The following is a 13,050-nucleotide window of genomic DNA, read 5'->3' on the forward strand; positions in this document are numbered from 1 at the left end:
AGCTTCAGGAGAACCTTCAAAGTAATACATTGCTTTAGCAGGGAAAGCTAAATATGAAAAAACCTTCTCTGAGGGTGACACCATTCTCAGGAACTCTAGTGTATTTTCTAGGGTTAGTACTAGTGATAACACTGTCTACTTATCAAGGATATTCGGCGTCTGTCCCACAAGCGTCCTTCTTTGTACATAGTTGGAAGTGGCTGGTCAGCATCCTCTTTTGTTGGGGACTATTACTGATCTTCTTTACTAGTGCGAGACAAACCCTTCGAGCTATTTGGGCATTGGTTGCCATTATAGCGGCATTAGGGATTGGCTGTTTTGCCGGTTCGCACACCAAAGAACCTATTCGCGACGAGCCTATACGCTCCCTGACTGCGCTAACTTCGGTTGCGCAAAATACCCCTGAACCGATTGTGCTGCCACAACCAACGGAATTGAGCCCAAGCTTTCAGCAAGCAGTTATGGAGTCAGGTTGGTACTCTATTTTAGATCTTTCGCGTCTACAAAATGATCGTAACCTTATCGAAAGTTACGCCATTATTAAGGATACCCGTTCGGTTATTTTTGATCACTTGCTAAAAACACAACAAAAAGTGCATGATCTTGAGCAAGAGCTTTATGAGCACGAAGCCAGTGCCGAAATTGAAGCAAGCTATATTGATGCGCAGATTTTGTATGCCAAACAGCAAAAGAAATTATGGGAATCAGAGCTATCCGCCATCAATGAAGTACAAAGTATTATTCAAATGCTTGATGCCAATCGCGATGGTTGGGTCATACAAGATGGCGCTATCGTCTTTTTCTCTCATTTAGATACCCGACAATTCACCGACATCACCGCAAGAATCCAAGCGATTGCGATGCATCAGAAGAAGTTAATTGAAGCTAAAAATTAACGATGACAACGGTTTAGCTCTTTGCTTCCAATATATCATTTTCCCTAATGCTACTTTGTTTTACTCGATCAATTAACCCCTGATTGAGCACAGCTTTATTAGCTGCATTAGGGAGAGGACTATTATACCCATCATAAGAGAACCATTGTGGAAAAGGGTATCGTAATTCGATAGGTATAATTAGGCTATCGAAACCATATTTAGTAATTTACCTTACATATACAGCAAGATATAAGCACGTTCGTTGCTAAGTTCGTTAGTATCTGCTCTGGAGCTTATGAGGCTGTGTATAGGTTACAGCTAAACTATTCGAAGGTAGTACACTCGTACAGACAGCTCTGCGTTATCGTTTGGTACGCTTCCTCTACTGAGTTCCTCTTTATCAATCTCCTATTATCATTGGCTACGGGCGTTTCGATTTGTGACAAGCCAGTCTACACAGAGCTGGTGCATTTAAACCAAGTTCACCACAACCGCTATAGTGTTTAGAGTAAGTGCTAATGACGCACGATAGAGCTTATATCTGTTGATCAATAGGTTCTAGATTCAGTGTGTGTCCTTAATAATTTGCTCAATAGTTTTAGTGCAAATTTCAAGACCTGACCCCCATTTTTATATTAGGAGCTTAGTTATGACTCTGGAAGTTAAACAGCAAATCGGGAATATTGCCTTGGTCGTAGAGAGTTATGACGATGCGATTGAGTTTTATACTACAAAACTCAATTTTACTTTGCTGGAAGATACAGACCTTGGCGGAGGAAAGCGTTGGGTTCAAGTCTCACCCCCAAACTCTAATGGAACCAATTTATTATTGGTGCAAGCCAGTACGGAAAAACAAAAACAGGCAGTTGGAAATCAAACGGGTGGGCGAGTGTTCTTGTTTTTGCAGACTAATGATTTCTGGCGAGACTATAACCAAATGAAATCGAGCGGGGTTAAATTCAATGAACAGCCCCGTACAGAGAGTTATGGAACCGTAGCGGTATTTGAAGATTTATATGGCAATAAATGGGAATTACTACAACTAAATTGAATGCTTAAATTCGGTGTGTGTCCCTAAAAGTTTTCGGGTGTATTTCTAATATTAAGCATCCAATTTCAACTCTTAGGGCATGCAAATTTCAAGACCTGACCCCGCAAATATCTTGTGAATTTTTGTCTTTTTTTATATTTCCATAAAAGTCTAAAATTTCATCATATAACACTTGTGTCATATATAATTTTAGTAAATCTATAAAATACAGTGCTTATGGTGGTGTCACAAATTAATACACTATTTTACGCTTTATGTTTTTTTAGGAAAATTTATTGACCATTATCAATTTTTTTAGAGTGTAGATACGCATAATACCGCCTAAAGGGCATTTCTATATGCTGTTGTTAACTAAAAAAGAGGTGGTTATGACTCAGCCGTTTGATAAAGACGTTAAAGTCGGAATTGGTAGTTACGTGGCGTTAGCTTTTGCTGTCGTGTTCTTTTCTGGATTCATGCAATCAAGTGAGTGGTATGGGGTTTTTGACTTTACAACTCTAAATGGTTCTTTTGGTAAGGTTGCTTATGCTGTATCCGACACGGCAGATGGTGTGCAAGCTGCTACAACGTCTTTGCGTGGTAAAGGTGGTAGTGGTGCTCGTGACGGTTTCATTTTCGCATTAACTCTTATCCCAACCGTGATGTTTGCTCTAGGTATGATCAACGTTCTTGAGCATTACGGTGCACTTAACGCAGCTCGTCGATTATTGACTCCTCTTCTTCGTCCATTAATTGGTATCCCAGGTAACTCGGGCCTAGCACTGATTGCTTCTTTGCAAAGTACCGATGCGGGTGCGGCAATGACTCGCCAGTTAAAAGATGAAAAGCATTTAACCAAGCGTGAAACTGACATCTTTACCATGTTCCAATTTACTGCAGGTGCTGCAATTGTGAACTTCTTCTCATCAGGTGCTGTACTGTTTACTTTGACCACCCCAGATGGCTCGATTGCAGTTCCATCGTCGATTGGTCTGGCTGTAATTGTGATGTTTGCCTTCAAGTTTATTGGTGCAAACTTGTTCCGTGTTTATCTAAACATTACCGAAGGTAAAGAAGGTCAAGACAACGAGAAGAAAGACAAACAAGACAAAACATTGACTGAGGAGACAGCATAATGAGCGAAGTCAAAGCGAAAAAACCTATGGTGACAGATATTTTTGTTGAGGGTGCTAAAAAAGGCTGGGTTATCGCAACTACCTCAACAGTTCCAAATGTTTTAATGGCATTTGTTATCATCAAAGCATTGCAAATTACTGGTGCTCTAGATCTTATGGGTTCTATCTTTGCTCCTGTGATGGCTGTTTTTGGTCTACCGGGCGAAGCTGCTGCTGTGTTAATTGGTGCTTGGATGTCAATGGGCGGCGCTGTGGGCGTGGTTATTACTTTGTTTGACCAAGGTATTTTGAACGGTGTTCATATTGCGATTCTAGCTCCTGCTATTTACCTTATGGGCTCACAAGTTCAGTATATGGGTCGCATCATGGGACCAATTGGCACAGAAGCTCGTTATATTCCGGTGATGATTGCTATCTCAATCATGAACGCATTTGGCGCTATGTTTGTCATGAATATGATTCTTTAAGGACTCGCGATGAACTTTTCCCTAAACGAATATCTAGAAGAGCTTCGCCCTTTAATTGATGTAGATTGCGGTACTTATACCGTTGCCGGTATTGAGGTGATTGCGAACCTCATGGCTGAAAAATATCAATCAATGCCGGGCTGGACAGTTAAGCGTATTGACTGTGGTAAAGCGGGTGTAGGGCTTGAAATTCGTAACCAACCTGACGCTGATCATATCGATGTGATGATGATGGGGCACATGGATACGGTTTTCCCTGTTGGCACAGTTGCTGAACGTCCAATGTCTTTGGATGCAGAAAAAGCTTATGGCCCAGGTGTTTCTGACATGAAATCGGGTTTGCTGAATGTGGTATACGCATTACGCAATCTAGATCAAGCTGTGTTAGATAAACTATCTATCTGCATCTGCATGAACCCAGACGAAGAAACCGGTTCTATGGATTCGGTTGATTGGATTCAAGCGACAGCTAAAAAAGCTCGCAATGTGTTAGTGATTGAAGCGGCGCGCGCGGACGGTGGCCTAGTTAAAGCTCGTAAAGGCATGGCACATTACAAAATTACCGTCAATGGTAAAGCGGCTCACGCTGGCAACGAGCCAGAAAAAGGCCGCAGTGCGATTACTGAATTGGCCAACTGGATTTTAGCAATCAATGCGATGACCAACTTTGAGTCAGGCACAACGCTAAATGTCGGTGTCGTTTCTGGTGGTGCTGGGGCGAATATCGTGCCTGATCTTGCTACCGCTATTGTTGACGTTCGTTTTTGGGATAATGCGGAATACGATCAAATTGATGCTCGTCTTCAACAAATGATCGAAACCCCATTTGTTGAAGACGTCACGATTGCTATCGAACGTGAAGCCTACAAACCGTCTATGGTACCTTCAGAACTCACTGAGCCATTAATGGCAATGGTGCAAGAGTCGGCTGATGAGCTAGATATCGATATCAACTGGAAAGAGGTCGGTGGCGGCTCAGATGCTAACAACACAGCTATCTTAGGTGTGCCAACACTCGATGGCTTGGGCCCTATTGGTGCAGGCTTCCACAGCGCTGATGAATATCTGTTGCTTGAGTCGATTGAACCACGCATCAAATTGCTAATGAGTGTGCTGACTAAGCTCGCTAAATAAGTTCATTTCTTAGCTCTAACTAAAAGCCGCGAGTATAGTTACTCGCGGCTTTGTTGTTTTTTATTGATAGAAAACATGCCTGTCACTTTCGAGGACAGGCACTAAACCTAACCATAGATTCTCAATGAGGTTTTAAGGACAGGCACCAATATTAATCTGAAAATATATAATCTAATCAATAGCTAACGATATCTGCGATAGTTTTTAAATTTTTATTCAATAGTCATAACTATTTTCCCTACGTGATTCTTTTCTTGGAATACGGTTTGCGCGGTATGAATCTTGTGAAGTGGGAAGGTTTTGGCGACTAAAGGTTTAATGTGGCCTTTTTCGATGTGCGTGATGAGATTTTTAAATACTTGAGGCTCTAAGATCGTACAGCCAAAAAAGCTAAGATCTTTGAGGTACAAGGTGCGTACATCCAAATTTACCATAGCGCCGCCGATAGCTCCGGATACTGCGTAGCGTCCGTGGGGGCGTAATACTTCTAGATATTGTGACCACTGTTCGCCTGCCACTAAATCAATGACAACGTCTACGCTATTTTCACCGAGTGCTTCTACTAACTGACAATTTCTTGCCAATACTTCATTTGCACCGAGCGCTAACATCTGTGAGTTTTTGTTTGGGCTATTGATCGCAATAACGTATGCTCCGCGAGCTTTTGCTAGCTGAATGGCCGCTGATCCTACGCCACCAGAGGCGCCGGATATCAATACGCGATCGTCCTTGGTTACATTTGAACGTGTTAACATGTTTTCCGCAGTAGAATATGAGCAAGGAAAAGAGGCGAGCTCTATATCGGTGAGTTCTGATTCAATTCGGTAAGCATGTGCTGATGAAACAACAGTATATTGAGCAAAGCCACCGTTACATTCAGAACCGAAGTACCAAGGCTTAGTGAGTTTTTGCCCATTTAGCTCTGTTAGGCAAGGTTCAACTAATACGCGTTCACCAATGCGTTGCTTGCTAATTTGGCTTCCCACTGCAACGATTTCACCGCAAACATCTGCGCCTTGGATTCTAGGGAATTGCAGTGCATTGCCACTCCAACTAGCATCACCGCTATTTTCAGTTTTAGAGTACCAGCCAATACGAGTATTGATGTCTGTATTGTTAACGCCAGCAGCCATTACGCGGATCAACACTTCATTATCTTGTACTTGTGGAACTGCAATATCTTCACAGTATTGCAAAACGTCAAGGTCACCATGACCCGTTAAAACAACACCTTTCATTGTGCAAGGAATCTTAGTCATGCTTGTTTCTCTTTTAATAGGGTTAAAATAGCCAGATGTGCCGATTGTATGGCTTCATCACCTAAAACGGGCCAAGCACTTGATACGCCTTCGTGCAGTAAAAATAACTGCGTCGCCAAATCTGGGCGTAAGCTCTGTTTTCCCAGAAATTGTCGAACATCTTCTTTATGCATTTTTACTGTTTTATTGATGACATCATGATTTGGAAATGCCGCAAGAGCATTAGTAGACATACATCCATGAGGTGCATTGTGTTGCATCCAATATTTGAGTTTATTGAATATATGTATCACTGCATCCTTGCTAGGTTTCGGCGAATCTTCAAGTAAATAAGCAAGATAGCGCTGATGTCGATGCTCTAATGCTGCGACGATCATCTCTTCTTTTGATGGGTAGTGTTTGTAGAGGGTGCGTAAACTGACGCCGCACGCTTCTTTTAAAATAGCGACACTTGGCTCAGCAAACCCTAGCTCACTAAAGGCTTGTTCTAAACTGGCTGCGATGTGATCTTTTAACATAGATTCTTTTCTTTACCCTAAGGGTAGAATGATTGCTCTACCTCTAGGGTAGAGTGTTTGTTCTACCTCTGTCAATAAATTTCGTTTTTCGACAAAGCGTGCCATCAATGAAAGATAAATCGAACAACTAGGGTCTTTAAATAAACAGTCAGCAGAAGGAGTCTCAGATGCGGTTTATTATATCGGCGCTATTTTACCCCTTAGTCATGCAAATAATGATGCTAGGCACAGCTAATGCGAAAAGCGATTATCAGGTGTGGTCGCATCAAGGAAAGCCGGCGCGCATTATTGAGCTTTTTACCTCGGAAGGCTGTTCGAGCTGTCCACCAGCGGATGCGTATTTGTCGCAATTTTCTACTAGTGAGGATTTGTGGCAGGGGATTATTCCCTTGGCCTACCATGTTGATTATTGGGATTATATTGGTTGGAAAGATCGCTTTGCTCATCCCTCTTTTAGTCAAAAACAACGTCTTTATCGCAGCTATGGGGTGGTTGCGAGTGTCTATACGCCGGGTTTTGTAGTGGATGGCAAAGAGTGGCGAGGTTTTTTCAATCCACTTAATCGCACTCTGCCACAAGCGACAGGGTTATCTGCTGTTAGAGCGTCGTAATGATAATTACAGTGTCACGTTTTTAGGCGAGGGGACTTATACCGCTCAAATCGCATGGCTGGCGATGAATGAGAAAACATCGGTTAAAAATGGCGAAAATAGGGGTAAAATCTTACATCATGACTTTATTGTGCTGGAACAACAAATAGAAGGTCAGCAAGCTCAAGGTCAATCGCAGTGGACGTTTTCGCCTAATGATGAAGAGAATAATGCAGAGATTGACGCTGTAGCCGTTTGGCTGAGCAAACCGGGAGAGTTTGCTCCTTATCAAACGGTTGCTGGTTGGGTTCGATAGACTCGTTGAAATAGATTTGTTGCATTTATGACATTGTTTTGTCTTGTTAGTTTGTTACAGTGGTAAAAACACCTAATTTAAAGAGAGCAGACGGATGCAGCCAAAATTTGAAAAGTATCAAGGCCTTATTTTTGATATGGATGGAACTCTTATCGACACTATGCCCGCGCATGTGGCGGCTTGGCAGAAAACAGCCGATGAATTTGGTTTCGATTTTGATCCTACTTGGCTACATAGTTTAGGTGGCATGCCTAGCCATAAAATCGTGTTAGAGGTGAATCGTCGTTTTGGTTTAGAACTCGATCCTGTTCTGGTCTCTGGCTTTAAAATGCAGCAGTTTGCTCAAAGCGAAGTAAAAGGTGAGTTGATTGCGATCACCCATCAAGTGCTGTTAGATAATATGGATGACAAGAAAGTGGCTATCGGCACGGGCGCGCAGCAACAAGGGGCGCACGAGCTGCTAAAATCACGTGGCGTATTTGATTATTTTGATGCAGTTGTCACTGCCACTGAGGTTAATAACCATAAGCCGTTTCCGGATACGTTTTTATTGGCCGCAGAGCAGATAAAGTGTGAACCAAGTCAGTGCGTTGTCTTTGAAGATACGCTGTTAGGTTTACAAGCGGCACATGCTGCAGGAATGGATTGCTATTTAGTGACTAAGAGCGGCTTTGTATTTAAACCGGTGACTGAAGCGGCATTTACTGAATAAACTGCTGTGCTTGGCAATGTATCGGTAATGTAAGTGCCGATATGTAACTGAGCGAAAAACAAAAAGGACTTCTGTGAGGAAGTCCTTTTTTAATGCCTATTAATTATTAGCTATCAATTAATACAGCTGCGACTATTTAATATTCAGTAGCTCAACATCAAAAATAAGGGTTGCCGAACCCGGAATTGGGCCTGTGCCGCTTTTGCCATAAGCAAGGTTGCTAGGAATATAGAAGCGGAATTTGTCACCCACCACCATTAATTGTAAGCCTTCTTGCCAGCCGTGAATCACGCGATTAAGTGGAAATTCAATCGGTTCATTACGCTCAATCGTACTGTCAAATACGGTGCCGTCGATCAGTGTGCCGTGGTAGTGCACTTTGACTATGCTGGTCGGTTGTGGGTGGATCTCACCATCACCTTTGACCAATACTTCGTATTGCAGGCCGCTGTCTGTAGTGACTACGCCTTCACGTTGTCCGTTTTCTTGCAAAAATGCCTGACCAATAGCGATGTTTTCTTTACCTGTTTTATGATTGGTCCAAACGCGGTAAATCATGAATGAAGCCAATAGCACGACTATGGCAGGAATGAGAAACTTAGACATGTGAGGCATTATCCTTTAGAAATTAAGAAGTTAATTGTGTTGGCAATCGATTGAACATCATCATGAGCCGACGTGATCACCATATATTTACCGTTAATGATAAAGGTAGGTACTGAATTAATCATGCCTTTACCGGTAATATCGGCTGCGTTTGTGACTTCAGCGAACAGTTTTTCTTTCTGCGCTTGGTTTAGATCATAAGGTGAGGTCATGCCTTTGTTGTGAAATGCGTCCTCTAATTTTTGTTTTCTCTGATCAGAGGTTAAATCGTCACTGGCATGATAGAGGTTAAATAGCTCTGTCATCATCTCTTGATCAGGCTTACCCGAATCAGATTGCATGGCAGCAGCATAATAGAACATGGCCGCAGCTTGTGCGCTTTCGTTGAAGGTAACGTGAACTTTACCGATAGGTTGTCCAATGCCTTGTTCTATTTCAGGTAGAAATTTTTCCATTTGTAGGCAGTGCCCACAAGTTAAGGAAAAGACCTCGACTACAGGTTCTTGTATCAAGCTACTGATGTCGTTAGGCAGTTCAGAATATTGCTTGTTTAATTCTGGTGTTTGATTTTCACTGCAGGCCGTCAGTAAAACCAAAGAAGCAAACAGCAGGCTAAGTGTTTTGATTATTTTTATCATAGTCTGTTAAGTCTTTATTGTAGGGTGGGTTGGATGGGCGATAGAGACTATCGCCTTTAAAGTTATTTGCTTATCTGTCCCAGTACGCTTCCTCTAGGCTGTCTTCTCGCTCTGGCAGTGTTTTTGAAAGACGAGGAGAATGTTGAGTGAGCAATTCATAGCTGACACGGTTTGCGTATTTGCAAATTTGTGATAAAGATGAATAGGTTAAATACGGCGCATGATGCTTTTGTGACACCGGCACATTTCTTTTATGGTAAGTATTAGCCGCAATATCATGCAGCAGCGCAGATAACGCGCCATCGCCCGCGCCATTGGTATTTTTAATCTCTAGCGGGCCGCCTAAATACGGTGAAATGTGCGAATAAATGCGTAGCGGATCTTGGCAGTCGCTAAAGCGCATAGGGCGGCTGTACTCAAATTTATTAAACTCAGGAATGTTTCCTGGCAATAAAATTGACTCTGTTGTGCGTTTACGATCGTTTTCAGTGTAACCCGCCATATACAGGCCAACAGATCCCGCAGTGCACAATACTAAGTCTGCCCATTGTAAGGTTTTGTCTGCCGCTAACAGAGGATCAGATTCACCAGTTAAGGCTTCACCTTCTTCTTCATTCATCGCCACTATGGTGACATTGGCTTTGATAAATTGTTGCCACCAATCGCTGTTGCCTTCGATAACGTATTTGGTACCTAAGGTTAAAACCACCGGAACATTCTGCGCTTTAGCAAGTTCAACCGCTCGTTGCACCGCTTTTGGCATTGGATCTTCAGGTTTACCACGCATTAAGTAAGAAGAGACAACCAGCGCACTGGCTTTTTCAAACACATGTTCAGGGATGCTTTCTGGAAGCAGTTGATTCATGTGCCCTTCATTGATTGCAAAGGTGCGCTCGCCATCATCGGAGATCAAGGTGTAGCAACGACCAATAGGGCCGTCTACTTTTTGCAGGTGATTTAGGTTTACTCTAGAAGAAGTTCGACATAAATAGCGATAGGCATAACTGCCAACATCAATGTTCTTCGACATCACGCCCAGTAACACGGATTTACTGTCGGCTAATACGGAATAATTGTGCAAGGTATTGCCAATGGTATCGCCAGGATGTTCATGGGTAATGAGCTCTTTTTCTACCAATTCTTGATAAAGAGCGTCCGCCACTTCTTGCTCAACCACTAAAGAATGGCCTTTGCTCAAAGAGTATCTTGCCAAAAAGTCATCACTTACGCGCGCTTCAATATCTACAATCGTTTGTCCCACACCCACAATGGTTGGTCTTGATAACTTAGGGGTTTGACGGATCTGATTTACTAGTGGATCGCGAGAATGGATCGGGAAGTAATGCTTTGACTTTCTTTGACCTGGAAACTTCATAAATTCGTAATATAAAATATAGATATGCGGAGTATATCACATAGGATACCCCGCACTTATCTATAACTGGCTAATTTATAGGCAGTTAAACCTGCATAAATGAGCCTTATACTAATCACACTAAGTAAGTGATCAGAACTAGCGCAGGAAAAACGCTCGAGAACAAGGCAGAATTTTTCGATAAGTAGTTATTCTACAATCAAAAATTCTAACGCCGTTATCGAGTATTTTAACAAGCTAGAATGACTCGTTATTTAGTACGATTAGTATTAGTAGGACACATCGCTATTTTTCGCAGTGGCATCACCGACCGTCATAGGTTTGCTTGGCTCGGCAGCGCTACTTTGACTTGGTGATACTGGTGTTGGCGCTGTGCCTGCAGAATATTGATAGGCCGCCGTGCCCCACAATGGAACCGTTGATAGGCTGTGTTTATAACTGCCAGAAGTCTCTTTAGTAGAGTAGGACACATACATTAAGGTTTGTGAACTCTTATCCAAGATACGACGAATTTTCATCGTTTTAAAGAAGACACTTTTTGATTTCTGAAAAACGATTTCTCCAGATTTTGATGTATCAATTTTGGCAATCATATCTGCGGTAATTTCGCCGGTTTGTCGGCAAGAGATAGCTGAATCAGAAGGATCGGCAAGATCCAGATTGGCTTCAATGCTCGCCACATGACAGGTGACACCTGTGACAATAGGGTCAATTAAAATATCAATTTTAATATCTTTAGTGGTAAAAAGACCAAGCGAGACATCACCCACTTCGTTTCTGTCACATCCAGCAAGAGCGAGTGCAAGCAGTGGAGCTAAAAGAGCAATTTTCTTCATTGCGGTTTTCCGAGAAATTATACAGCCGATTAAGTAAATTAGAGTCTAACACATACCGTCAGTCTTGTTTAAATAAGCGTTTGTTTGATAAAGAATTGTTCAGGCGTTGTTCCAGGTGTATCCTTTAATCAAATTTCAAAACGAGCGCCATTATGAGTATTGAGAAGTCAGAATCTAACATTGAACAACTGCAACAACTAAAGAATCAGTGGCTTTTTTCTCAGGTGGACGTGGACTTTCCTACACGTGAAAGCGTATTGGGAAAGGCGTGTTATCTTGATCTCATTGAAGCGCAAAATAGTATTCAAGCAATTGAGCGAGCAAAGATTGAAGCGCAATCTGCAAGTGCACAATTAGAGTGGATAAAGGCCGACTTTCATAAATTGACGGTGCTCTTTTCACAATTCTTTGCCAGCCATAGTCAGGTTCCCGTGGCATCGAAAGAGTATCTACAAGAGTTCTTTGCGCAGATTATTTTAGATGAACAAGCCCCGCATTCTTTGTGCTTGGGTTTCTCTGGTACTGAGGTGGCAGGTGTGGCCATTGTTTCTATAGCTGAAGATCCTCAATCTCAGGTAAGTGTACTGATCTCAGATTTGTTGATTGATGACGCGTTAGACAGCCACGCTGAAGTTTCATCGATACTCAATATTTTTTCCACTGAGTTAGCTAAAGTTGAGCTTAATCAATGCATTTATGTGCACAGAGCGACATGTATAAAGTGATCTGAGTCTGTAAATGAAAAACTTATTATGCCTTAGCTAACAGTAAGTAAAATCGCCTTTTCCCACCGGACAAATTGTTGGCTATAAAGGAACATATAATCAGTAAGATGCTATGGATAGGCAATCAATGAAATGTGTGATTTTTGACTGTGAAGGGACGTTAGTTGATAGCGAAAAGCTATGTTGCCAAGCTTTGGTGAGTGTATTTAATAGCTTTGGCGCGCAATTGAGTATGGAAGAGACGCTCAAGCATTTTAACGGTGGCAAGCTCACTGATATTTTAATGGAAACCTCTGAGCGATTGGGCGTTAAAGCCGATATTGATGAATTGGCAATGATGTACCGTGAGAAAAGTAAGGTACTTTTTCAAGATCAATTAAACCCTTCTAAAAATGCCATCATGGTATTAGACAAGCTCAAACAAAAGGGCATTGAAGTGTGCGTCGTGTCAAACGGCCCGCTGAGTAAATTAGAATATAAATTAGAAATCAGTGGCTTAGCCGGTTATTTTAAAGATGCAATGTTCAGCGCCTTTGAAGCGAATAGCTGGAAGCCCGATCCTGATTTGATCCAATACGCCGCAATGGGCATGGGGTTTCAAGGTAAAGACTGCTTATTTGTTGATGACACCCTGCAAGGGGTGCGTGCAGGTTTGGCGGCCAACATTACCACCTTACATTATCGTCCCAATCACTTATCACCAAAATCGACCGAAGAAGGCGCGATCAGTATTCATGATTTAAGCGAAATTTTGCAATTTTGTACTGCAGACTCAATTAATTAGCACTTGATTGAGTACTTTATTTAGGGCTTAGCGTTCCTGTTTAAGT

Annotated in this window: 13 protein-coding genes and 2 pseudogenes; 9 read left to right on the forward strand and 6 right to left on the reverse strand. The window is 42.1% G+C overall.

Translation table 11 applies throughout. The features are described 5' to 3' along the window. Window positions 1-53 precede the first annotated feature (53 nt). From OCU38_RS15350 to OCU38_RS15370, 5 genes are all read left to right on the forward strand, one after another. A complete protein-coding gene (locus OCU38_RS15350; RefSeq protein WP_261824383.1) occupies window positions 54-896 on the forward strand; it encodes a hypothetical protein in 843 nt (280 codons plus the stop codon). Window positions 897-1,527: 631 nt separating this feature from the next. Beyond that, window positions 1,528-1,929 (forward strand): VOC family protein, encoded by a 402-nt coding sequence (locus tag OCU38_RS15355; protein ID WP_261824384.1) that lies wholly within the window; start codon window positions 1,528-1,530, stop codon window positions 1,927-1,929. A 368-nt stretch (window positions 1,930-2,297) separates the two neighbouring features. Continuing rightward, the gene (locus tag OCU38_RS15360) at window positions 2,298-3,044 is read left to right on the forward strand and encodes a nucleoside recognition domain-containing protein (protein ID WP_261824968.1); all 747 of its coding nucleotides are present in this window, start codon (window positions 2,298-2,300) and stop codon (window positions 3,042-3,044) included. Next, window positions 3,044-3,511, forward strand: a complete 468-nt coding sequence (locus tag OCU38_RS15365) for a YjiG family protein (protein ID WP_261824385.1) — start codon at window positions 3,044-3,046, stop codon at window positions 3,509-3,511. The genes OCU38_RS15360 and OCU38_RS15365 overlap by 1 nt, the downstream gene beginning before the upstream one ends. Before the next feature lie 9 nt (window positions 3,512-3,520). Then, entirely contained in the window at window positions 3,521-4,645 is a 1,125-nt protein-coding gene (locus OCU38_RS15370; RefSeq protein ID WP_261824386.1) for a M20 family metallopeptidase, read from the forward strand. Window positions 4,646-4,857: 212 nt separating this feature from the next. Here OCU38_RS15370 and OCU38_RS15375 read toward each other — a convergent pair whose 3' ends face one another. Beyond that, window positions 4,858-5,904 carry an alcohol dehydrogenase family protein gene (locus OCU38_RS15375; protein ID WP_261824387.1) on the reverse strand — a complete coding sequence of 349 codons (1,047 nt, stop codon included), beginning with the start codon at window positions 5,902-5,904 and terminating at the stop codon, window positions 4,858-4,860. Beyond that, window positions 5,901-6,422, reverse strand: coding sequence for a TetR/AcrR family transcriptional regulator (locus OCU38_RS15380; protein ID WP_261824388.1), 522 nt, complete (start codon window positions 6,420-6,422; stop codon window positions 5,901-5,903). Before OCU38_RS15380 ends, OCU38_RS15375 begins: the two co-directional genes overlap by 4 nt. Window positions 6,423-6,628: 206 nt before the next feature. Here OCU38_RS15380 and OCU38_RS15385 point away from each other — a divergent pair. After that, window positions 6,629-7,328: pseudogene (locus tag OCU38_RS15385) on the forward strand (DUF1223 domain-containing protein). 94 nt (window positions 7,329-7,422) lie between these two features. Next, window positions 7,423-8,040 carry a beta-phosphoglucomutase family hydrolase gene (locus OCU38_RS15390; protein ID WP_261824389.1) on the forward strand — a complete coding sequence of 206 codons (618 nt, stop codon included), beginning with the start codon at window positions 7,423-7,425 and terminating at the stop codon, window positions 8,038-8,040. Between the two features lie 132 nt (window positions 8,041-8,172). On the opposite strand, the gene OCU38_RS15395 is transcribed toward OCU38_RS15390, so the two are convergent. From OCU38_RS15395 to OCU38_RS15410, 4 genes and pseudogenes are all read right to left on the reverse strand, one after another. Next, the gene (locus OCU38_RS15395; protein WP_261824390.1) at window positions 8,173-8,646 is read right to left on the reverse strand and encodes an FKBP-type peptidyl-prolyl cis-trans isomerase; all 474 of its coding nucleotides are present in this window, start codon (window positions 8,644-8,646) and stop codon (window positions 8,173-8,175) included. A gap of 8 nt (window positions 8,647-8,654) precedes the next feature. Continuing rightward, window positions 8,655-9,284, reverse strand: coding sequence for a thioredoxin domain-containing protein (locus OCU38_RS15400; RefSeq protein WP_261824391.1), 630 nt, complete (start codon window positions 9,282-9,284; stop codon window positions 8,655-8,657). Between the two features lie 70 nt (window positions 9,285-9,354). Further along, window positions 9,355-10,659, reverse strand: coding sequence for an inosine/guanosine kinase (locus OCU38_RS15405; protein WP_261824392.1), 1,305 nt, complete (start codon window positions 10,657-10,659; stop codon window positions 9,355-9,357). A 386-nt stretch (window positions 10,660-11,045) separates the two neighbouring features. Further along, a pseudogene (locus OCU38_RS15410) lies at window positions 11,046-11,495 on the reverse strand (CreA family protein); the annotation flags it as partial. A gap of 152 nt (window positions 11,496-11,647) precedes the next feature. Between OCU38_RS15410 and OCU38_RS15415 the strand changes: the two are divergent. Further along, window positions 11,648-12,220, forward strand: a complete 573-nt coding sequence (locus OCU38_RS15415; RefSeq protein WP_261824393.1) for a hypothetical protein — start codon at window positions 11,648-11,650, stop codon at window positions 12,218-12,220. Window positions 12,221-12,347: 127 nt separating this feature from the next. Then, a complete protein-coding gene (locus tag OCU38_RS15420) occupies window positions 12,348-13,004 on the forward strand; it encodes an HAD-IA family hydrolase (protein ID WP_261824394.1) in 657 nt (218 codons plus the stop codon). The last annotated feature ends 46 nt before the right edge of the window (window positions 13,005-13,050 follow it).

The organism is Vibrio neonatus (assembly GCF_024346975.1).
In the GTDB taxonomy this organism is placed as follows: Bacteria; Pseudomonadota; Gammaproteobacteria; order Enterobacterales; family Vibrionaceae; genus Vibrio; species Vibrio neonatus.